We start from the raw sequence: 21386 nt of genomic DNA, 5'->3' as shown, positions 1-21386 counted from the left end.
ATCGAACACGATGCAGCTCAGCGATGCAATGCTAAGGGAAATATCATGAATACAAATAGAGCGACAGGGAATCCAAAGATCCGCTTATGGGGGCTGATGGCCGTCACGATCGTATGCACGGCTGCGAGTACGACCACGGCAGCCGATTGGCCGCGTTTTCGCGGGCCGGGGGCACGTGGGGTCTTGCACACCGGCAAGAACGTCGGGCCCATCCTTTCAGCCGAACAGCCCGCGTGGCAGGTTCCGCTGGTCGGACGTGGTGCGTCATCACCGGTAACCATCGCAGGGCGCGTGTTCGTTACCGCTTCGGGACCTGCACAAGATCGACTGCACGTATTGTGCTTCGACACCGAAACCGGTCGTCAATTGTGGCATCGCCAACTGTGGGCAACCGGACATACGGTGGTAAACCCGTTCTCGGCAGTTGCGGCATCGACTCCGGCTTGCGCGGCGGATCGTGTAATCGTGCAGTACTCATCGAACGACGTGGCTTGTTTCGATTTCGATGGCAATTTGTTGTGGCTGCGCGGACTGGCCTATGAACGGCCTCTGTTGCGCAATGATGTCGGTATGGCTTCATCACCGGCAATCGTGGGGCAGACGGTGGTAGTTCAAGCGGACAGCCGCGGCGATGCATTGGTCGTCGGCCTCGACCTGAACGACGGTTCGACACGGTGGATTCGCAATCGCCGGAAAGAAGCCTTGTGGTCTTCGCCGGTGCCGTATCCCTTGGATGATTCTCGAACGGTCGTGCTGGTCCAGTCGCGAGAGGCATTGGAGGCGATCGATCCTCAGACGGGCAACACGATTGCGAGTTTCGGCCATTTCTGCGATACGGTTCCTTCGGCGACCTGGGACGACGAGACGATATTCCTGCCCGCGGCCGGATTGTATGCGCTGCGAATGGTTCGCCCGAAAGAGGCGATGCAAGAATTGTGGTTCGCAGATCGCCTGTCGATGGGAAATGCCTCGCCTGCGGCCGACGGGGGCGAGGTCTACGTGATTCGTAATCCCGGCATCTTGGTATGTGCCGACGCTGAGAGCGGGCGTATCACGGCCCAGATTCGCCTTGGAGGGCAATTTTGGGCCTCGCCGGTGATCGTCGACGACTACTTTTACGCCGTCAATTACGAAGGGACCGTCTTCGTCGTGAAACGCGGCGACAGGCCCGAAAAGATCGGCGAATTTTCCTGGGAATCGAACATTCTCGCGTCGCCTGCGGCCGATGAAACGGGCATCTACTTGCGATCCGACCGATTCTTGGTCAAACTTCCGTATCCTGAAGGAAACTAGACCGGCGGCCGATCCACACCCGGCAATCTTGGAAACGGCCGATCAAGGTGTGCGCTTTTTGCGAGAAACGGAAGATTACCATGTCACGACGTACTCGATCATTCCACACGCTTGCTTGCTGCATTGTCGCTTTGCTGGCGATAATCGGATGCGCGAAGAACGACCAGGAAGTCGAGACAAACGGTCAAGCCGAAGCGGAAACGCTTCCTCGTGATCCGCGGGCAAGCAATTCGCTGTCGGCTGAAGAAATTGCCGACGGTTGGATTCTCCTGTTCGACGGTGAAACTCTGTTCGGCTGGAAGAACACCGGCGATGCCGATTGGCGGGTCGAGGGCGGCGTGCTGAAAGCGAGTTCCGGCAAGCCGGGGTGGCTCTACACGACGAGCCGTTTCGGCGATTTTGTGTTGTCGGTCGATTTTCGAATGCCCGAAAACGGCAATAGCGGTGTCTTTCTACGCACGATTCCCGAGCCGGTCGACGTGACGAAGGATTGCTACGAGGTAAACATCGCGTTGCCCGAAGAAAACGACTATCCCACCGGCAGCCTTGTTCAACGACAAAAGGCCGATGGCTCATGCGACCTGACGAAGTGGCACAACTTCGAGATTCGTGCCGTCGGAGGGGATTTCGTCGTCAAGCTCGATGGTGAGATCGCGGCGCAGTACACCGATCCCGAGCCGATTCCGGCCGGTCATATCGGATTGCAGTTTCGGCAGGGGGAAATCCAGTTCTGCAATATCAAGTTGAAGCCACTGGGCATGCGACCGTTGTTCGATGGAAAGACGCTCGACGGTTGGAAGCAGTATCCCGAGATGCCCAGCCGATTCACTGTATCGCAAGAGGGCTGGTTGCATGTCGAGGACGGCCGCGGCCAATTGGAGACGGAGGAACAGTTCGGCGATTTCATCTTTCGGACCGATGTTCGCGTCAACGGAGATGACCTGAACTCCGGGATTTTCTTCCGGTGCATTCCCGGCGAACAGATGAACGGTTACGAATGCCAAATTCACAACGGGTTCGAAAACGGCGATCGAACGCAACCCAAGGACTGCGGCACGGGCGGCTTCTTCCGTCGCCAAAACGCCCGCAGGATCGTCGCCGACGATCACGAATGGTTTACACTGACCCTCTTGGCCGACGGCCCGCACATGGCGGCCTGGGTGAACGGCTTCCAGGTGAGCGACTGGATCGACACCCGCTCTCCCGACCCGAATCCCCGCAAAGGGCTGCGGCTGGAGCCTGGGACGATCATGATCCAGGGACACGATCCAACCACGAATCTGGATTTTCGGAACATCCAGATCAGCGAACTCGAGATCCCGTCGTCGAACACAGCAGACGAATGATGGGAACCCCGCGTTAGTTTCGCAACGGCACTGTTGTGTATTCGCCGGTTCCTTCTACGATGCGAATCCATTGATCGGCGGGTACGTTTTCCAAACGGTCGACCGTGCCTGAGGGCCATCGGATTTCGATCGCATCGGCGATCGCGGCTTCGCCCAATCCGAAGTGCAGGCGATCGCCGTACGAGCTTTGGTAACCGCGTCCCGCATGTCGTTCCCGAAGTTGTCGCCGCTTGCCGGTGACGACGGTAACGTGCGCACCGACGCCGTCTCGGTTGCTTTCGCGGCCGACGAGGCTGAGGAAAAGAAAGTGGTTTTCGTTGCGGCTCACGTTCTCCAGTATTGTCGGCGCCTCGCGCGAGTTTTGGATGACGGCATCGATATCACCGTCGTTGTCCAGATCGTCGAACGCCGTTCCGCGACTGGAATAGACCGATTGCATTCCGGGACCGGCTCGATCGGTAACATCGGCAAAATGGCCGGTGCCGTCGTTGAGTAAAATCTGGTTGCGAACGCGCCACGAGGTCATTTTGCTCGACAGCTCGATGTTGTCTTCAGTGTGTCCGTTCGCGACGAATATGTCGACATCGCCGTCGTTGTCGAAGTCGACCAGCCCAACTCCCCAGTTGACATGCGGATATAAGTTTTCACCGGCCCCGGTGAGGTGCGTAACGTCTTCGAAAAAACCGTCACCGGTGTTGTGGTAATAGACCGGCAACTCGTCTTGATACGAAGTCATGTAGAAATCCAGCAGTCCGTCATTGTCGCAATCTGCGGCATCGACACCCATGCTCGCGTTTTCTTCGCCGTATGCGTTGTATGCCACACCGCGGACGACACCTTCCTCGGAGAAGTGCCCCGCACCGTCGTTGACAAAAAGAAAGTTCTCGGCCACGTCGTTGAGAACGAACACATCCACGTCGCCGTCGTTGTCGAAGTCGGTTGCAATCATTCCCATGGCGGTGCCCGCCACGGCAGCCACGCCCGAGGCTACACTGATGTCGGTAAATGTGCCGTTTCCCTCGTTGCGGAAGAGTGCATCGGGGATCGGTAGGTAGTCCCGCGGCGAAGGATAATGCGCCATGCCGTCCACCATACGATCGACATCCATGCTCGGATCGAATTCGAGGTAATTGCCGACGTACAAATCCAGATCACCGTCGTTTTCGATGTCGAGAAACAACGCGCCGGCTCCCACGTAGTTTCCGTCGGCCACCCCGGCGGATGTGGTGACATCGGTAAACGTGCCGTCACCGTTGTTCCTGTACAGGACATTGGGGCCGTAGTTGTTCAAGTAGATGTCGGTGTCGCCGTCATTGTCGAAGTCGACGGTAGCGACTCCCAGCCCGTAGCCTGTGTCGCCCACGCCGGCTTGCTCGGTCACGTCCTCAAATTTCCAGTTCCCCAGGTTTCGATACAGCCGGTTGCGCGGCGGATTTCGCGGATCATACCGGTAGCCTTCCAGCGGGGCACCGTTGAGAAAATAGATGTCGACTCGTCCGTCGCCGTCATAATCGAGAAGCGCCAGCCCGGCACTCATCGGCTCGATGATGTACCGCCGCCCGCTGCTACCGTCGGTATGGACAAAGTCGATGCCCGTATCGGCCGTGCGGTCTACCATGACGATCGGTCCATCGCCTTCTGCTCGCCGGGATTCGGCGGGAGAAGACGGACTGCGACGGCAACCGCTGCCGACGAGTACGAGAAGCGTCAGGCCGATCCAGAGCCCCGGGCGTCTCATCGCTGATCTCCTGCGACAGGATGCGAGCCCTCGGTAACGACGAGACGTCGGTCGACCTCGATATTGGAAAGCACATCGACCGTTCCTGACGGCCAGCGAACCTCGAGACGCTCGACGCGTGCGGCGTTTCCCAATCCGAAATGTACCCACAACCCCCAGTGGCTTTGATAGCCGCGGCCGCTGTGCACGTCGTCGACGTGCGTTTTGCCGCTTGCGGTGACACGGATGACGGCACCGACGCCGTCCCGATTCGAACGCACGCCGCGCAGGCGAATTTGTAGCCAATGATTTTTGGTCGACTGATCGTTGCGGATGATCGTCGGTTTCGATCGGGAATTGAGAACGACAATGTCGATGTCGCCGTCGTTGTCGAGGTCGCCGAATGCGGCGCCGCGGCTGCTTTCCACCGGCGCAAGCCCGTCGCCGCAGGTGTCGCTGATATTGCGAAACCGTCCGGTACCGTCGTTTTCGAGCACGACGTTTCGAACCTTGTAGGCGGTCGAATGATCGAAGAGGTCGATGTTGTCCATCAGGTGGCCGTTCGCGATGAATAAATCACGATCACCGTCGTTGTCTAGATCGACGAAACCCACGCCCCAATTCACGTAAGGAAAACAACCGTCGCCTGCGTTCGCGATCAGCGTACGGTCTTCAAACGTCCCGTCCCCGTTGTTGTGATACAGAACGGGCATTTCGCCCTGATAGGCCGTCATACAAAAGTCCGGAAGTCCGTCGTTGTCGTAGTCGCCGCAGTCGACGCCCATGCTGCCGGTTTCATCACCTTGTCCGTTGTAGGCCAATCCGGCAAACAAGGCAATCTCATCGAAATGACCCGTTCCGTCGTTTTGGTAAAGAAAATTCCCGGCGACGTCATTGACCACGAAGATATCTTGATCGCCGTCGTTGTCGATGTCGGAGCAAATAGAGCCCATTCCCGTACCGGCAAGTTGAGCGATTCCGGATTCCTTGCTGATATCGCTGAAGGTTCCGTCACCGTTGTTGCGGTACAAGTAGTCGGGCACGGGCCGATAATCGCGCGGTCCCGAGTAGAGTTCGAAACCCTTGATGCGGTGCACCTTGTGGTTTTCGAACGTGAAATCGACGTAGTTTGCAGCGTAAAGGTCGAGCAGGCCGTCATTGTCGACGTCTACGAAATTGGCCCCGGCTCCCACCGTCTCTTCCCCGGCCACCCCCGCCTCGGAAGTTATGTCGGTAAACGTCCCATCACCATTGTTACGATAAAGCACATTGTGGCCGTAATTGTTGAGAAACAGGTCCAGGTCTCCATCGTTGTCGTAATCGGCAACGGCCACACCGAGCCCGAATTGTGTATCGCCGACACCCGCTTGCGCAGTTACGTCTTCGAACCGAAACCCGCCCAGATTTCGATACAATCGATTGCGGAGCGTGTCGTCACCCTCGTAGCCCGGCAGCGGCGCACCGTTTAGAAAGTAGATGTCGAGGAGACCGTCGTTGTCGTAGTCGAACACGGCCACGCCGGCCGAAACGGTTTCGACGATATAGCGTCGTCCCGAACTTCCGTCGGTGTGAACAAAGTCGATCCCCGATTCGGTGGTAACATCCCGAAGAACGATCTTCCCCGCCGAATCAGAAGGTCCGGGAGAGAGTTCCTGCGCACGTTCGCCACAGCCGAGATAGACCACACTCGACAACGAGACGGCCAAAAACGCGATCGGATGAGAAGTCGTTTTCAGCATGACGAGATGATTACTGAGACGCAGAACTCAATCGTTGCAATAATTCGCGCAAGGCGGCGTTGTCGGGATCAAGGCGCAAGGCCGCTTCGACGGCCGACAGCGCCGCCGCGCGGTCGCCGGTTCCCATCGCGGTCCGAGCGACGACGACGAGCGTTTCGGGAGTTGCTTCGCAGGCGGCGGCCTTCAACGCAAGGGATTCCATCTCCAGCGGATCGCCGCCGTGCTCCATCAACAACGATACAAGGGCAAGATAGGGCCCCGGTTCCGTAGGTGTGAGGGTGATCGCTCGTCTAAAGGCGACTTCGGCACGATCATACTCACCGATCTCTCGAAACAATCGTCCGATCTCTATTTGGGCCGAGGCGTCATCGAGATTGTTTTCTGCGTCTTCCGTCAACAACGTCACTGCTTCGTCTTGCTTGCCCTGGCGATGCGAAAGCCACGCGCGCAAACGAAGCGCCTGGCTGCAATCCGGATCGAGTTCCACGGCTCGGGCGAGATATGTCTCGGTGGTCGCCACGTCGCCTTTCGAGAGCCGAATTTTCGCCGCCGATGCGTACACGACCGCGACCGCGTCGGCAACATCTTGAAAGTGTTCGGTCGTCTTGAGTTCGGTTCGATGTCGTTGCTCGTCGCGGGCTTTCAGCTCTCGAAACTTTCGCATCGCTTCTTCGGCTTCTCGACGGTAGCCTAGCTTGGAAAGTGCCGTAAACAAGCTGTAGTACGCATTGGTGTAGCCGGGATCCTGACGGATGGTGATTTCGAGATGATCCTTGGCTTCGTCATATTCTTTCAGCTGGACCAAGGCCTGGCCCAAAAGCGCATGAGCCGACATCGATCGCGGATGGCGTTGCAAACACAGCCGCAGCGTGTTGACGGCTTCTTCGAGCTTTCCTTGTTGGATGAGCACTTCGGCCAATAGCGTAGGATAAACAGACGAAGAAGGCTCGAGAGCCCACGCTTTGCGATAGTACGTTTCGGCGCGGGCGTTGTCTCCGGCCTCCAACGCAAGCATCGCCAACGATTGATAGGCGGCCGCAAAATTCGGATCCAGCGAGATCGCCTTGTTCCAGCACTCGATGGCGGCCTCGGGATTCCCGAACCGACCGTACAATTGTGCCGCGAGATCCCATGCCTCGGACGAGTCGGGAAACAGGAAAAGCAAGTCACCGACGACCTTGTCGGCTTCTTCGAGTAGCAAGGCCACTTCAGGATCGGCAGCGGCAATGATGTGGCGAAGCGGCGAAGGCTCCGGTCGGGTCGATAAGTACCACCACCACGCGCATACCGTCGCAAGGCTCAACACCGCGAGGACAAGCAACGCCCGTCGCAGCCGCCTACGGTCGGCGGTTTTGTTAGCGGACTTCCGTGACTCGGCGGCATTCACCTTTTGTTCGAGGACGCCGTCGGAGGCCGCAGTTTCCATTCGAGAGACTCACCCGGACCAAACCTGTCGAATTGGGCAAAAGAGCCGACGACGAACGTATTTCGATTGGTTCGCCGTCGGCCGAAAGCTTCTAGGATGAAACGCGTTTCTACTCGCCTCCGGAAGCCGGAGATGAACCGCTTCCAGCGGCGTTCAGTTTGTCGAGCATCCGCTGGGCGATTTCCTTCTGTTTCGACGGCGGCGCACTCATCAGTTCGCGAGCATCGTTTTCCAGCGATGAGGCCAAGGCGGGATCTTCTTCGCTCAAGGGGGCCAGTTCCTGCATGATTTCCCCGGCACCACTTCCGACTGCCGCGGCACCACCTTCGATGATCTGTTGCAGCCGTTCGCGAATGACGTCCTTCGGAGCACGTTCGACGGGCGTGACCTTTTCGCTATTCGAACACCCGATTCCGATTGCCGTCAGAATCAACAAACCAAAGCCTAAGCGATAAATATTCATGCAAACATCCCTCCTGTTGGTTTTGCGGTCGGCAACCTGAGACAGGACAACGAACCGCGTCCTACGACGACGAACGCTCGCCATTTGCCAAGGTATGGCAAACGCCACGAGACGTTCGCGCGTCCCGACGGTGGACGGCAACCTGATCCGTGCTCGGGCGGGGCTCATTCATATACCCCGCCCGACCACAGAGACAGTTGCTTTGCGCCCGCCCATTACAGATCGGAGGCACTGACCGTTTCTCCGCCGCGTCGACTCCCCAACGCCTGATAGGTGTTGAAGTCGATCGTTTCGCGGATGAAATGGACGGATCCGTCAACGAACGCGTGGTTGCTGCCGCCGGGATGTTCACTCCGCGACGGATACAAGCCGTCTCGGTCCGAAGCGTAACCGGGCGGGTTTTCGGCAATACATGTGGGATACCGCCAGTTCGGAGGCGCAATCGTGTTGAACACGTTTTGCGTATAATTGGCGCCCATCCACTGCCAACCGTTGCTGCTGAGGTGGTCGTTCTTGTTGGCTTCACATTGGACGCCCCACGCCCGAATGTCGTTTTCCGACACGAAGATACCCGTCGACGGGTTGTTCACGTCGAAGAAGGAAGGGAGCGCGTTGCGCACCGGTTCCCCAGGTTTGTAGAACGCACCGCTACCGTCGCCCGACACGACGTCCGCCGCCAAGATTGTGTTCGACGTACCGTCTTTGATGTCGGCCATCGCCGTTTCCAGTTGGGGGCGGAATGCACCGGGACAACTGTTGTTGTGGCGCCACCAGAACAAGGTCGGCCCGGCGCTGACCGCATAGTTACAACCGGGACCGCCGGCCCATTCGTTGGTGGCATGGTAGGGTGGCCTTTCCGCGGAGGGACATCGGTATGCCTCGATGACGTTGGCCCATAAATCGAGACCGCCGCCGGGTTCTTGGCGATACCATCCATCCCAACGATTCCAATCGATGCGTTCGTAAATCGAACGCTGTTCGATGTACGGCAGGATCATCGTGTGGACACTGAACCCCTGCCAGATCCGCCACGGATCCCGCTGCTCTCCGGCTCCTTGCAAGAAGGAGATGTAGCTGTACCGCGGGAACACCTTGTTGGTGTCGTGGTAGTTTTGACACGCCAGCGCAAACTGTTTCAGGTTGTTCGTGCACTGGCTCCGCCGGGCAGCCTCGCGGGCGGCCTGCACGGCGGGAAGAAGTAGCGCGATCAAAATGCCGATGATGGCGATCACTACGAGGAGCTCTACCAGCGTAAAGCCCCTCCACCGCGATAATCGACGCCAAAGCTGGACAATCATGGTACCTCCTTCCGAGCTTCGCTCAGCAAAAACAAGAAACATCAACTCCCCACTAGCCGCTGTGTTACGTGTCGACGCAATCCGACATCGTTGCAACATGCTGCCATATCCATAAACCAAAAGTGTGACGAAGACAAGAATTTTGCGAACGGAATTTTGTCGTGTTCGCTGGATTCTTTGTATGCAACCTCAACACACAGCCACATGGGGCACAATGCACTCCCGCTGAAGTGCTATTTTGGGTTGGGTGGCAGCAGGGGGGCACGTTCTCCGTCTTCCGCAGCCGCCGTTGTGACGCGCGATCGCAACTTTCCCTCAAAACGTGCCGCGGCCGACGGCGAAACACCCGTCGCCTCGAGTTTCAACGTCTCGAGATGCGGTAAGCGGGCGAGCGTTTCTAAAGCGGTATCCGATATCTGAGTGTCCGACACGTCCAGCACACGAAGATTCTCAAGAACACTCAGATCGGCGATCGCATCATCGTCGACGGGAAGTCGCGCCACGGCCAAAAATTCTAGTTGACTCAATTCCGCCAAGCGACGCACGCCTTCGGCACTGAGTTGTGTGCCCGAAACGTCGAGCATTCGGAGATTTGGGATTCGCTGGAGCAGCGGGATGACGCCGTCGCGCACCTGGGTATCGCCGAGACTCAGCCCTTCGAGATTCTCGATCGAGGCAATGGGTTCAAGTTCGTTCTCCGACAAGCGACAGCCACGCAGGCTCAAGAAGCGTAACTGCGGAAACCCGGCAAGCATTTCCACTGCGCGCGAATCGACGTTTCGCGGAAGGTAGAGTTCTTTCAGGTTTACTAGGAACCTCAACGATTTCAGGCCGGCGGCGCCGATCGATGTGTCGGCGATATTGAGATATTCCAAGCTCGTCATCCGGCCTAACGGCTCGCACGCCCCGTCGGTGACCCGCGTACCCTTCAAATCGAGTCGAACCAGCGACGATGACTCGGCCAGAGGAACAATGCCCGCGTCGCCCACAGAGGTGTTCGCTAAAGAGATCGCTCGTAAGCGGGGAAATGCAGCCAGTAGCGGCATCCCGGCATCGGTGATCAGCGTTCCGTCCAGCCGAAGACTCTCGAGAGATTGGAGATCGGCAAGATAAACCAACCCCACATTCGTGACGGGTAGTCCATCAAGGATAACTTCCCGCACGTTCCAGAAATCAGCAATGTACCGCACCTCGCGATCGCGGGAGGATGTTCCGGAAAGATCGACCGACACGACGAATCGATGCCCTTGGTCGTCTTCGTCGAAAGCGAGGCGAGCCCCCAACGTCAAGAGTCGCCGTGCGGCGTCTTGCTCACGGCCGGGCAGCCTGCCCAAATCGCCATCCGCCGATTGAGCGCCCAGGGAAGCCGCGCACATGAGCACTAACGCGAGCACCGTGATTGCGCAGCGGCACAAATCTCTTAAGCCCCCCAAGCCCGCTGCGCAAGGAACGTGTGTAGCCGTCACGATCAAATCCCTCATTCGAACCGCCCCTTAGCAGTCCGTGGGCATTTTCTTCCGTCGCTGCGAAAAAATCAAATTTTTTGCATTGAAAATCCCGCCTCCCTCGCCAGGAGGGAGCAAAAACGCCAGCCCCCAACCGAGAAAACGGCGTGGAACATGCCCCGTCCTGTTGAGGTGGTTGGCGACCCGCCGCGCAGGCAGGAAGCGGGAGGGGGCGAAATTATAATTAGCTCGCAGCTGGGTGGACAACTTGTTGATAGCCCATTGAGGAACAGCCACCGAGGTGCCGATTAGGCAGCCTAACAGCCCGTTACAAAACCTCATTGCAGACCAGGGCTGATTGTAGAGAATAGCGGTACGAAACGGGAAGGAATAAGCGTCCGGGACCAAGATTCTGATGGCACGATTCGCGGACGCAGAAAAAGGCTTCGAGAGCCGGCGTTTTTCGTCCCTGTCCGGTTCACGTCCGCCTCGCGTGGCCCACACAGCCACGGGGGCTTATTTGCCCCCAAGCGATCCTCAACCCCGGCTTGTGCAACGGGCTGATAGGGGGCCTTCGGGCGCAAAATGCGGCACAGTACACGGCGGAATCGCCCGGAAATACCCAGAAAGCCGACTCCGCCGGGTTGACGGAAGTCGGCTGTGTCCGAGAGGTGCGGGTATTCGAAACCTGGCGCAAAAAAAGCGTCCCCGGCAGGACTCGAACCTGCAACCTTCGGCTCCGGAGGCCGACGCTCTATCCGATTGAGCCACGGGGACACAAATAGCAGGCAAACCGTTGCTGGCTACCTAGCAAAACGTGAGGCAAGTACACCCCTTTGCCGGTGATCCCGGTCGGTCGATAGCACCCATTTTCATATCACAAATCGGTAATTGCGGCAACTCCCCCTGAAAAACCATCGGCAGCAGGCCGTCGCTCAATCACCGATTCGCTTCGGCGTGCCTGGAGACGCGAACGGTCGGGCCTCACCAAATCTCGACATCCAGTTCCAGTTCGACGCCGAGGCGACTGTTGACCTGCTCGCGAATCGTGTCGATCAGTCGCAAAACGTCGGCGGCCGTGCATTCGGGCTCGGCGACGATGAAATTGGCTTGGCGATCGCTGACGACGGCGCCACCGATGCGCGTACCCTTGAGGCCTGCGGCTTCGATCAATTCGGCAGCCGATGCCGCCCGCGGATCACGAAAGATGCGCGCCGCGCATTGATGGCCCATCGGTTGCGACGACTTCCGCAGGATCCACAGTTTTTGCATCCGACGTGCCAGTTCCTTGGGATCGCCCGGGTCGAGCTCGAGTACTGCGCTGAGGATCACCAGATCATCGAGGCTGCTGCGCCGGTAGCCGAACACGAGTTCGTCGCGAGTTCGGCGGCAAACTTGTCCGTCGTAAGTCAGGACATCGGCCGCGGCGACCCATTGGCCGATGTCGCCGCCGTGTGCTCCGGCGTTGCCGTGTAAAGCACCGCCGAATGTGCCGGGGATGGCGATCAGGACTTCGATTCCGCCCAAGCCGGCGTGCACAGCGGTCGTCACCACACGGCCCAGCCGCGCGCCGCCTCCGGCCGTCAGACGGTTGTCGTCGACCGAAACGCGACAGAAATCGGGCGCGGACAATCGCAACACCAGTCCGGGGACGCCTTCGTCGCGGATCAGCAAGTTGGAACCACGTCCGAGCACTCGGATGGGGGTTCCCGTTTCGTGGCAGCGTTGCACCAGGCCGACCAATTCGTCGACGGTTTGGGGTTCCGCGAAAAACTCGGCGGGGCCTCCGAGCTGGAGCCAGGTGTGCATCGCCAGGGGCTCTTGTTCCCGCACGAGGTGTTCAAAGCCGCTCCATTTACTCATAGGTTGTTTCCGTAACGATTTTGCGCAGGTGAACGAATGCGGCATCCTTCCGACATCTTGCCGCAGCTTACCATGAGAATACCCGCTTTCGCATTGCCCGAAAAGCGATCCAGAGTGTCGCCAAGTGGGGCGACGATCACCCTAGGGCAATTGCAGGCGGTTTTTGCGGGACGGTACAATGATTCTTCGATTTGGTCGGCGAAAACTTCGAGTGGGCAGGGGATCGTGAATCCAGAGGCCGATTCAGGTTTTGGGAAGCACGAAAACGCCGTTGAAAGGAGAGAGAGAATGGGCGCATCCAGCCCCAAGTCCCCCCAAGGCGAGGGCAGTCTGTTGCGGGATATGAACAATCTGCCCAACCGCCTTACGATGGCGAGGATTCTTCTCTCAATTGCGCTGTTTGGCGTTTTGTCGTTTCCTGGGCAAGTTGCCTATCTTGTGGGATTAGTGCTTTTTCTCTTGGCGGCCGGAACGGACTGGTTGGACGGCTATTTTGCCCGCAAGCTCGGTTTGGTGACCACGTTGGGGCGCATCCTCGATCCTTTTGCCGACAAGTTGATTATCAGCGGCACGTTCATCTTTTTGGCCGCCTCGCCGCGAATGCTCGAGACTGCCTTCGGACTCCATCCGTGGATCGTAGTGGTGATCGTCGGTCGCGAGTTGTTGATCACCGTGATCCGTAGTTTCATGGAACAACAAGGAGTCGATTTTTCGGCCAACTGGCCGGGCAAGATCAAGATGGCGCTGCAATGCGTCGTGGTTGTCGTGGCGATGGTCTACCTTTCGTTCGTCGAGGCGGCACCGGGGGAACCGGTTTGGCTCTGGTGGGCGTTGGTCGTTTCGACCTATGCCGCGTTGGTGTCCACGGTCTATTCCGGGGCAATCTATGTCGTGGCGGCTGCCAAGCACCTCAAGTGAACAGCGCGGCGAAGATGCGCGTCCGGAGTCGAGGACGGTGAATGTCCTGGTTGCTTGCCGATAGTTCGACGCTCCCCGAGCCCAATTGGGGCCTGATGCTGCTCGTTGCCGCGATATTGAGCGGGGCGTTGGGTAGCTGGACCGCGGTAGTCGCATCGCGGCGTTTTCGGCGATTTTTGATCGGGGAGGGCCGCTTTCGCGCGGCGCGTTGGAATTTCCTCGAATTGGTCTTGGCGGCAACACTGATGGTCCTGTTGCCGGCCGTACCGTGGGAGAAGTGTGTGCCGCCGTCGATTCGCACGCAAGCGTTGGACTGCGTCAATGATCCGACGGCACACCAAGAGGAGGTCTCGAACGCGACCGAGGGAAGCCTTCCGAAGGACGAGTTGCGGCGCGCCCATCCTCTTTTTCAATTGATCGCACAACGTCCTTCGCTATGGGTGAAGGTGTTGGTGTTCGTACTGGCCGTTTTGTCGGCTCCGATCGCCGAAGAACTCGTCTTTCGGTTATTGTTTCAGGGGTGGCTTCAAACCCTGGAAAGTCGGTTCATCGACCGACGCCGGCAGTTGCCCAAGGGAATCATCGCCTGGTTGGTCGTGGCAGTCTTGTTCGCGGCCGTGCATCAACGATCACCGGAAAAGTTGGTTGCACCGGAAGCGGCTCTTGACCTTTCGGTGCGGCAACTTGCCACGGAAGTGTTGCTGGTGGTCGTCATAATGGGATGGCTGCGATGGGGGCGGAACCTGCGTTTCCATCGAATCGGCCTGCGGCCGAAGCGGCTGCTCGGCGATGTCGCCCTTGGGGCAGCTTGGGCAGGTGTGGCGGTGGGGCCTGTACTTGCCTTGCAATTTGCGCTCACACAACTTTTCCCGAACCGGGTCGTCGATCCGATTGCTTTGTTGCCGTTTGCGCTCGTATTGGGCTTTTTGTTCTGGCGCACGAATCGAATCGTACCTGGCATTGTTCTGCATATGTGCCTGAACGGCGTCTCGGTGATCGGTTGGATTTTGTTGTACGGCGGCTAACATTTGGAGGCCGATCATTCGGACGGAAACACGGTCTCCGAGGTGTTGTCCGAATTCAGAGAACCGCGTCGCAGTTCGGTAGACGATACGTCTTCCCGAAATCGGTCGGCAGGCACGCCGTCGCAGATCATTTGCAATGATTCGGGCAGTGTAACGTCCTCCAGCGTCAAGAAACGGTCCTCTTGCAGTCGACCGAACACGAGAAACCGGCACCCTCGGTCGGCAATTCGACGGATGGCCGCTTCGCACGCGGCATGGCTGTTTCCGTAGTAGCGCGGGTCGGCGATCCGCAAAATGGTATCGAGCCCGACGACGAACGTCGTGCCGGGGAATCGAGCCGACTTTTCTTCAAATGTCGGGGCGCGGGTAAGCCAGACGCTTTCGTCGACGGAAAACTGTTCGGTGCGACGCTTGATCTCGAAGTAGTCCAGCGGCGGCTTGTCGACATTCAATACCGAGATTTCGAATTCGACAGGGCGTCCCAGGATTTCTTGTGCGACCTCGGCCATCTTGAGATGCCCCTTGTGCAAAGGATTGAAGGCGCCGGGAAAGATGGCGGCCGCCGACTCGCCCGTCCAATCATGCGGCACACCGAGTCGCACGGCGTCGCGGCGTCCCAAGAGGATATCTTGCCATGCTTTGGGGGCTTCGATCTTTCGGCATTCCGGTATCTCACGATCGCGCCACGGAATCGAAGGCGTATCGGCGATACCGGCCATTACAGCCAAGGCTTCCAGAAACAAGTCGGAGCTGAGCCGCTCTTCCTGTTCTCGTGTGCGTGCGCCTTTTTCCAGAACGACGGACCAGCTTGCCGTGACTTCGGCCGTTTGAATCGCCACATGAACACGGTGGGGACCGCGTTTGGGGCGATCGGTAGCCAAGGCCGCCGTCACCGCTGCTCCGAAAGGCACAATATCCAAGGACTCGGTGACCTCGGTTTCGGCCACGTCGTACTTGCGGGCAAGAAAGCGGACTGTTCGTAAGAAAGCGGCCATCGCATAGCTTCGGGCCGTTTCGGGATCGCAGAATCGTTCAGGCCGTGCGCCGAGGAAGGCAACGGCTGCTTCTTCGGAATAGGGAACCACGGCTTCGAGCACGGTTCTCGAAGCGCCCGGGACGGTCAGTAAGTCGGCCAAGGCTTGGGAGCCGCCGCCGGAACACACGAGAACGCCGGCCGATGCCGAATCGTGGATCCGCGAGATGACGTGTTCTCGAAATTCATCCATGGTCGGCTATCCAATATCCGTGTCGGGCTGGAAACAAGGCTCTCGAAGGTGTTCGACGACGTTGCTCATTTTAATGAAAGTTGCGCCGTGCAGAAATCGTTCGACGGCTGGGAACAACCGTAAAGAAAGGAGCGTCCCCGGATCGGAGACGCTCCCATTGACGGCTCAATCACACGGCAAGCGGGCGCATCGCCCGCGTAACCGGCCTATCAGTACATGTCCGGATTCGGTGCGGCCGATTCTTTCTCTTCCTTGGGCTTATCGGCGACCAAGGCATCGCTGGTGAGCATCAGCGTGGCGACGCTGGCCGCGTTCTGAAGCGCCGTGCGAACGACCTTGGTCGGGTCGATGACGCCCGCCTTGACCAGGTCTTCGTAGGTGTCGGTGAGGGCGTTGTAGCCCATGTTGTCCTTCATCTCGGCCACTTTTTCACAGACAATGCTGCCGTCCTGGCCGGCGTTCTCCGCGATCTGCATGATCGGGGCGCGACAGGCTCGCAGAACGATGTTGTAGCCGACGGTTTCGTCTTCGGTCAGGCCCTTCGGCTTGCACGAAGACGATGCCCGCAACAGGGCCACGCCGCCGCCGGGCAGAATGCCTTCCTCGACTGCCGCCCGGGTTGCGTGCAAGGCGTCTTCCACGCGGGCCTTCTTTTCTTTCATTTCGGCTTCGGTAGCCGCACCGACATTGAGCTTGGCCACACCACCGGCCAATTTGGCCAACCGCTCTTCGAGCTTTTCGCGATCGTAGTCGCTGGTCGTTTTTTCGATTTCACGGCGCAGTTGCTCGATGCGCCCCTTGATTTCGGCGCTCTTGCCGGCACCTTCGATGATGGTCGTGTTGTCCTTGTCGACGACGACCTTCTTCGCGCGACCGAGATCGGCCAGCGTCACACTGTCGAGTTTACGGCCGAGGCTTTCGAACAACGCGACGCCGCCGGTCAAGATTGCGATATCTTCGAGCATCGCCTTCCGGCGATCGCCGTAGCCGGGGGCCTTCACGGCGCAGCACTTGAGCGTACCGCGGAGCTTGTTGATGACCAGCGCCGCCAAGGCTTCGCCGTCGATGTCTTCAGCGATCAGCAGCAGCGGCTTGCCTGCGTTGACGATCGCTTCCAACAGCGGCACCAAGTCTTTGACGTTGGAGATTTTCTTTTCGTGGATGAGGATGTAGCAATCCTCCAGCACGCACTCCATCTTTTGCGGGTCGGTGACGAAGTACGGCGAGAGGTACCCGCGGTCGAATTGCATACCTTCGACGAATTCGACCTCGGTTGCGGTGCTCTTGCTTTCATCGACGGTGATGACGCCGTCCTTACCGACCTTTTCCATGGCCTCGGCCAACAATTTGCCGATTTCAGCATCGTTGTTGGCGGCAATCGTGGCCACTTGGGCCATTTCGTTGGTGGTCTTGATGTTGATCGACATCTTGCGGAGCTTATCGGTGATGTCGGCGACCGCCTTTTCGATGCCGTTTTTCAGGCCGATCGGGTTGACGCCCGACACGACCGCCTTGAGACCTTCGTTGAAGATGGCTTCGGCCATGATGGTCGCGGTAGTGGTTCCGTCACCCGCGACGTCGCTCGTCTTCGAGGCGACTTCGCGGACCATCCGCGCACCCATGTTTTCGTAGACGTCTTCCAGATCAATTTCTTTAGCGACGCTCACGCCGTCTTTGGTGACGGTCGGAGAGCCGAAGCTCTTCTGAAGAATCACGTTGCGGCCCCGGGGGCCGAGCGTGACTTTTACGGCTTTCGCAAGCTTGCTCACGCCGCGCCGCATCGCTTCGCGGGCTTCCTGATCGAAAGCAATCATCTTAGCCATATCGCTTCGTCTCCTTTGTGTCTCATGTTTCGATTGCCGGACCGAACTTCACGTTCGAAGTCGTCGCAGCGATGATTCGTTTCGCCTTGTCCGGCACGTTCCCCGTTCGGATCACTCGATGACCGCCAGGATGTCCTCTTCCCGCAACAGAACGAGTTCCTGCTCGCCCATGCGGAATTCGTCACCGGCGTACGAACTGAACAAGACGCGATCGCCGACCTTGACCTGCATCTCGGTTCGATCGCCGCTACTGAGCAAACGCCCCTGGCCGACTGCCACCACGGTGCCGCGGGCAGGCTTCTTCTTCGCCGAATCAGGAAGGACGATCCCCCCGGCGGTGGTTTCTTCGGACGGTTCTCGCTCAACCACCACCCGATCACCGATCGGTTGAATCGTGAGTTCCGAACTCTTCTTTGCTGCCTTCTTTTTTGCCATTTCCGATAAGCCTCCAAGAGAAAATCAATGTACGGAGTTCACGCGTTTCGTTCTTGCCCAACCACACGACCGAGGTAGACCTGGTCGGCTTATTGGTGCACCATCTCATTCCCGATAGGTTGCCCCGATCCCCTGCAAGTTCCGTGCCAGTTTTGGGCTGTCGTCTTAAGTGTTCTTCAAAGGGAAACTTGCGTTGCTGTCGAACGGGATCGACAGCCCGTCGAACGCTCCGTCTGTGTGCCAATCCGGCTGAATTCAAGCGACGGCTCTGCCACTTTGGCAGTCTGGAGTCGATGTCTTTGCGGCAGGCGACTCATGCCTCAGAGCCAATCAGTGGTGGAAAATTGCAAAGAGTGGGTGGAGTTTGCCGCGCATCAGTCGGTTTCTCACGAGGCGACACAGGTTTGCCGACGTTGTGTGATAACGTCCGACGTTTTATCGCCGGGGGTACGTGACATCGGAAGATCACCTTCGTTTGCGGTTACGTTTTGCCTCACGGCCCGTTTTCAAAACTGAGGAATGTCCCCGTGTCGTATCGATCCGGCAAGAAGGTTCGTGCCACTTTGTACGTTCCCGTCGAGCTGTTGGAGGAAGCGAGAGATGCCGCCGTGTTCTTAGGGGGGTATCCTGCTCGTTTGACGTTGACGAAGTTCGTGGAGCAGGCATTTCGTGCGGAGTTGCAACGACTGAAAGAAAAATACAACGACGGACGTGATTTCCCGCCTCGTGACGAAGATCTGAAAGGGGGCAGGCCGATTGCCGCCTGAGCCGTCATGTCCGAAGCTCGAACCGATAAGAAGAACGCCCGGTCGGCGGATCGGGAGGAACTGAAGGCTTTACGTCGCGAACTATTGCGTCGCATCGTGGCCAACGAGGCAAGACGGAATGCCGAGCGTCGTTCAAAGGCCGCCAAGACGTAAAGTGCGTTCTCATTTTGCGCGACGGTCGCAACTAGTGGTGCCCACCCGATTGGTATTTCTCACGATCTTGCTCGCGACCGCGGGGCTGATTCCCAAAGCCGCCGACGGTGGGGCACGGGCTGCGCCGACACCCCATCCTGCCGTTGCCCGGATCATCGCCGTCGAACGAAACGGCGCGTCCCTAGGGTCAGGAACGTTGGTAGCGGTCAGTGAGCACCACGGCTTGGTCATTACGAACTGGCATGTCGTCCGCGATGCCGAAGGAAACATCTTGGTGAAGTTTCCGTGCGGCTTCGTGTCGCCGGCAACCGTGATGAAAGTCGACAAGGATTGGGACTTGGCGGCACTAGCAATCTGGCGTCCGCCGGTCGATCCCGTTCCGATTGCCGTCGAGGCCCCTAGGCCGGGTGATCCCTTGGCGATAGCCGGTTACGGGAGCGGCGATTACCGGATGTCCTTCGGGCGGTGCACGCAGTATGTGGCGCCCAGCACGCATCACCCGTTCGAGATGGTCGAGTTGAACACCACGGCGCGGCAGGGCGACTCGGGAGGTCCGATCTTCAACGCAAAAGGGGAATTGGCAGGCGTGCTTTTTGGGTCCGGAAACCACGAAACGATGGGGTCGTACTGCGGCCGCGTTCGCTGGTTCTTGGCGGATTTGAAAGAGCCGTTTTACAACCTCCCGCCGCCGCCCGTGGGAATGTTGGCATCGGCGCCGGGGCAAACTCCGAGACTTTCCGCCCGCGAGGCGACGGTTCAGGGGACGCCCTCTGAGAAACTGCACGGGGAAACCGGACCACCGGGAACCCGCCCGCAAGAAACGATCGTTACGGCGGTCCCGGCTTCTCCCGTCGGCGGACCGATTGAGAGTTTTACCGACGGATCGCAATCGTGGGCACCGATCGGAACATTGACAGACGCCAACAAGCCTGCAAGTGCCCAACGGCCGCCGCTTTCTACTGCAACGTCGACCGGATCCCCAAGGCAGTCGGCGCCGCCGGTGGCGTCCTTGTCTCGCCCTCGTGCCGGATTCGAGCCGAGATCTGATTCCGCATCGACAGACTGGTCACAAGTGCTCTCCGCGAATGTTGCGGGCACGGCGAGGTCGGAGAATGGCCGGCCACCGCACATCGCGCCGACAAATACGCCTGCGGATTCCCGCCGAGGGGATTTCGAGCCGATGGAGCAGTTGTCTGCGGGGTCGCGACGAGAAGTCGAGCCTACTCCCACGCTTCGCTCGCGACCGTCGGATTCCGCTTTCGCGATGGAACGAGGAGCCGTATTCGAGTCCGAAAGGCCGAAGTCGGCAGCTCGTTTAGCAACGGTGGGAAATCTCCAGGAAGGTGACTATGTTCGGAACGATTCGGCGTCTGTCTATCCAGTGGTGTCCGAAAACCCGTCCCGTCAAATCGAGCAAGAAACTGCCGCAGATGGCTTCCGTTCTCCCGAGAGTACATTGCCGTCGCCGGTATCGCGAGATTCCGGCGTTAGTGCGCCCCCTATGACGACACAAGGCACAGACGAAGCCTTTGTCGGCGAAACAGCTCCTGATACAGCGAAGGAACCCGATCCACCGCGCGAAGTCGTCATCGGGGTTGAGGACTTGTTGGGCAAAACACTCGGTGAACGAATTCGAAACCTACTGGCCGTTGTGGGGTGCTTGACGATACTCTCGTACGTTTTCCGGGCAATGGGGGGAAGTGATCCCCCTAGGCGTGCTAAATATCGTCGCTGAATCGTTTTTGCTCGTTTCTCGTGTCCATCCGGCTTTTCTGGTCGCCGGTGTGCGGACTTGAAGTCGGTCCCGCCGGCGAGCGAACCGGCATACCGCGTCACTTGTCCATGGGGGCGGGCAAGGCTATGATAGCGATTTTATGTTGGCTGGGAGACTTTCCGCATGCGACACGTTTTGTGTGCACTGGTTCACAACGTACCGGGAGTGCTGTCCCACATTTCGGGTATGCTCGCCTCGCGCGGGTATAACATTGACAGCCTTGCGGTGGGCGAGACGGAAGACCCGAAACTCTCGCGGATGACGTTCGTCGTCGTCGGTGACACGAATGTCCTCGAGCAAGTTCGCAAGCAGCTCGAGAAGATTGTGACGGTTGTCCGCGTCGAAGATATCAGTTCGAAAGACTACGTCGAACGCGACTTGATGCTGATCAAGGTGGCGGCACCTCCGGGACGCCGAAGCGAGATCCGTGAGCTGACGGATATCTTCCGAGGGCGGATCGTCGATGTCGGTCCGGAGTCTTTGATCATCGAGATTTCCGGGCAAGAGAAAAAGGTCGAATCGTTCATTGACCTGATGCGTCCCTTCGGAATCATCGAATTGGTGCGAACCGGGCGTATCGCGATGGTTCGAGGCAGTACGTCGAGTAACGGCGACTCGGATTGACGGCGATATGCCTGAACTGAGAACACGCAAGGACACATAGGAACGACCAAG

17 protein-coding genes and 1 tRNA gene are annotated in these 21386 nt (G+C 58.5%); 7 read left to right on the top strand and 11 right to left on the bottom strand.

Features of this window, described 5'->3' with window-relative positions; translation table 11 throughout:
* The first annotated feature begins 45 nt into the window (after positions 1-45).
* A complete protein-coding gene (locus ACYQ2I_RS10670; RefSeq protein WP_460166999.1) occupies positions 46-1293 on the top strand; it encodes an outer membrane protein assembly factor BamB family protein in 1248 nt (415 codons plus the stop codon).
* 80 nt (positions 1294-1373) lie between these two features.
* Positions 1374-2639, top strand: coding sequence for a 3-keto-disaccharide hydrolase (locus tag ACYQ2I_RS10665; RefSeq protein ID WP_460166998.1), 1266 nt, complete (start codon positions 1374-1376; stop codon positions 2637-2639).
* Between the two features lie 13 nt (positions 2640-2652).
* Here the strand turns inward: ACYQ2I_RS10665 and ACYQ2I_RS10660 are convergent, their stop codons facing one another.
* The 8 genes from ACYQ2I_RS10660 to murB form a co-directional block, all read right to left on the bottom strand.
* Positions 2653-4377, bottom strand: a complete 1725-nt coding sequence (locus ACYQ2I_RS10660) for a CRTAC1 family protein (protein ID WP_460166997.1) — start codon at positions 4375-4377, stop codon at positions 2653-2655.
* Positions 4374-6095: a CRTAC1 family protein gene (locus ACYQ2I_RS10655; protein ID WP_460166996.1), complete on the bottom strand. Its 1722-nt coding sequence runs from the start codon at positions 6093-6095 to the stop codon at positions 4374-4376. The genes ACYQ2I_RS10660 and ACYQ2I_RS10655 overlap by 4 nt, the downstream gene beginning before the upstream one ends.
* A gap of 10 nt (positions 6096-6105) precedes the next feature.
* Entirely contained in the window at positions 6106-7521 is a 1416-nt protein-coding gene (locus ACYQ2I_RS10650; protein ID WP_460166995.1) for a tetratricopeptide repeat protein, read from the bottom strand.
* Between the two features lie 109 nt (positions 7522-7630).
* The gene (locus ACYQ2I_RS10645) at positions 7631-7984 is read right to left on the bottom strand and encodes a hypothetical protein (RefSeq protein WP_460166994.1); all 354 of its coding nucleotides are present in this window, start codon (positions 7982-7984) and stop codon (positions 7631-7633) included.
* Between the two features lie 215 nt (positions 7985-8199).
* Complete coding sequence (locus ACYQ2I_RS10640) at positions 8200-9282, bottom strand: DUF1559 domain-containing protein (protein ID WP_460166993.1); 1083 nt, start codon at positions 9280-9282, stop codon at positions 8200-8202.
* Positions 9283-9515: 233 nt separating this feature from the next.
* Positions 9516-10658, bottom strand: coding sequence for a leucine-rich repeat domain-containing protein (locus ACYQ2I_RS10635; protein WP_460166992.1), 1143 nt, complete (start codon positions 10656-10658; stop codon positions 9516-9518).
* A gap of 772 nt (positions 10659-11430) precedes the next feature.
* Positions 11431-11504 (bottom strand) — tRNA-Arg (locus tag ACYQ2I_RS10630).
* 207 nt (positions 11505-11711) lie between these two features.
* Positions 11712-12590: a UDP-N-acetylmuramate dehydrogenase gene (gene murB / locus ACYQ2I_RS10625; protein WP_460166991.1), complete on the bottom strand. Its 879-nt coding sequence runs from the start codon at positions 12588-12590 to the stop codon at positions 11712-11714.
* A 288-nt stretch (positions 12591-12878) separates the two neighbouring features.
* On the opposite strand from murB, the gene pgsA reads away from it, so the two are divergent.
* Positions 12879-13508 carry a CDP-diacylglycerol--glycerol-3-phosphate 3-phosphatidyltransferase gene (gene pgsA, locus ACYQ2I_RS10620; protein WP_460166990.1) on the top strand — a complete coding sequence of 210 codons (630 nt, stop codon included), beginning with the start codon at positions 12879-12881 and terminating at the stop codon, positions 13506-13508.
* Positions 13509-13549: 41 nt separating this feature from the next.
* Positions 13550-14533, top strand: a complete 984-nt coding sequence (locus ACYQ2I_RS10615) for a CPBP family glutamic-type intramembrane protease (RefSeq protein ID WP_460166989.1) — start codon at positions 13550-13552, stop codon at positions 14531-14533.
* A 14-nt stretch (positions 14534-14547) separates the two neighbouring features.
* On the opposite strand, the gene ACYQ2I_RS10610 is transcribed toward ACYQ2I_RS10615, so the two are convergent.
* The 3 genes from ACYQ2I_RS10610 to ACYQ2I_RS10600 all read right to left on the bottom strand — a co-directional run bounded on the left by ACYQ2I_RS10610 (position 14548) and on the right by ACYQ2I_RS10600 (position 18017).
* Positions 14548-15759, bottom strand: a complete 1212-nt coding sequence (locus ACYQ2I_RS10610; protein WP_460166988.1) for a nucleotidyl transferase family protein — start codon at positions 15757-15759, stop codon at positions 14548-14550.
* Between the two features lie 209 nt (positions 15760-15968).
* Entirely contained in the window at positions 15969-17582 is a 1614-nt protein-coding gene (groL, locus tag ACYQ2I_RS10605; protein ID WP_460166987.1) for a chaperonin GroEL, read from the bottom strand.
* 111 nt (positions 17583-17693) lie between these two features.
* The gene (locus tag ACYQ2I_RS10600) at positions 17694-18017 is read right to left on the bottom strand and encodes a co-chaperone GroES (protein WP_460166986.1); all 324 of its coding nucleotides are present in this window, start codon (positions 18015-18017) and stop codon (positions 17694-17696) included.
* A 527-nt stretch (positions 18018-18544) separates the two neighbouring features.
* Between ACYQ2I_RS10600 and ACYQ2I_RS10595 the strand changes: the two genes are divergently transcribed.
* The 3 genes from ACYQ2I_RS10595 to ilvN all read left to right on the top strand — a co-directional run bounded on the left by ACYQ2I_RS10595 (position 18545) and on the right by ilvN (position 21335).
* On the top strand, positions 18545-18784 hold the full coding sequence (locus tag ACYQ2I_RS10595; protein ID WP_460166985.1) for a ParB family protein: 240 nt from the start codon (positions 18545-18547) through the stop codon (positions 18782-18784).
* A 154-nt stretch (positions 18785-18938) separates the two neighbouring features.
* On the top strand, positions 18939-20672 hold the full coding sequence (locus tag ACYQ2I_RS10590; protein WP_460166984.1) for a S1 family peptidase: 1734 nt from the start codon (positions 18939-18941) through the stop codon (positions 20670-20672).
* Positions 20673-20834: 162 nt separating this feature from the next.
* A complete protein-coding gene (gene ilvN, locus ACYQ2I_RS10585; protein ID WP_460166983.1) occupies positions 20835-21335 on the top strand; it encodes an acetolactate synthase small subunit in 501 nt (166 codons plus the stop codon).
* Positions 21336-21386 lie beyond the last annotated feature (51 nt).

Source organism: Thermostilla marina, assembly GCF_054657455.1.
The sequence above is the reverse complement of the archived record's forward strand: the minus strand, read 5'-3'. Positions and strand labels throughout refer to the sequence as shown.

Excerpts from the sequence above, each read along its gene's own strand:
- pgsA (WP_460166990.1), top strand. The coding sequence starts at position 12,879 with ATGGGCGCATCCAGCCCCAAGTCCCCCCAAGGCGAGGGCAGTCTGTTG.
- murB (WP_460166991.1), bottom strand. The coding sequence starts at position 12,590 with ATGAGTAAATGGAGCGGCTTTGAACACCTCGTGCGGGAACAAGAGCCC.
- ACYQ2I_RS10665 (WP_460166998.1), top strand. The coding sequence starts at position 1,374 with ATGTCACGACGTACTCGATCATTCCACACGCTTGCTTGCTGCATTGTC.
- ilvN (WP_460166983.1), top strand. The coding sequence starts at position 20,835 with ATGCGACACGTTTTGTGTGCACTGGTTCACAACGTACCGGGAGTGCTG.
- groL (WP_460166987.1), bottom strand. The coding sequence starts at position 17,582 with ATGGCTAAGATGATTGCTTTCGATCAGGAAGCCCGCGAAGCGATGCGG.
- ACYQ2I_RS10670 (WP_460166999.1), top strand. The coding sequence starts at position 46 with ATGAATACAAATAGAGCGACAGGGAATCCAAAGATCCGCTTATGGGGG.
- ACYQ2I_RS10645 (WP_460166994.1), bottom strand. The coding sequence starts at position 7,984 with ATGAATATTTATCGCTTAGGCTTTGGTTTGTTGATTCTGACGGCAATC.
- ACYQ2I_RS10635 (WP_460166992.1), bottom strand. The coding sequence starts at position 10,658 with ATGTGCGCGGCTTCCCTGGGCGCTCAATCGGCGGATGGCGATTTGGGC.
- ACYQ2I_RS10660 (WP_460166997.1), bottom strand. The coding sequence starts at position 4,377 with ATGAGACGCCCGGGGCTCTGGATCGGCCTGACGCTTCTCGTACTCGTC.
- ACYQ2I_RS10650 (WP_460166995.1), bottom strand. The coding sequence starts at position 7,521 with ATGGAAACTGCGGCCTCCGACGGCGTCCTCGAACAAAAGGTGAATGCC.
- ACYQ2I_RS10610 (WP_460166988.1), bottom strand. The coding sequence starts at position 15,759 with ATGGATGAATTTCGAGAACACGTCATCTCGCGGATCCACGATTCGGCA.
- ACYQ2I_RS10640 (WP_460166993.1), bottom strand. The coding sequence starts at position 9,282 with ATGATTGTCCAGCTTTGGCGTCGATTATCGCGGTGGAGGGGCTTTACG.
- ACYQ2I_RS10600 (WP_460166986.1), bottom strand. The coding sequence starts at position 18,017 with ATGGCAAAAAAGAAGGCAGCAAAGAAGAGTTCGGAACTCACGATTCAA.
- ACYQ2I_RS10655 (WP_460166996.1), bottom strand. The coding sequence starts at position 6,095 with ATGCTGAAAACGACTTCTCATCCGATCGCGTTTTTGGCCGTCTCGTTG.
- ACYQ2I_RS10615 (WP_460166989.1), top strand. The coding sequence starts at position 13,550 with ATGTCCTGGTTGCTTGCCGATAGTTCGACGCTCCCCGAGCCCAATTGG.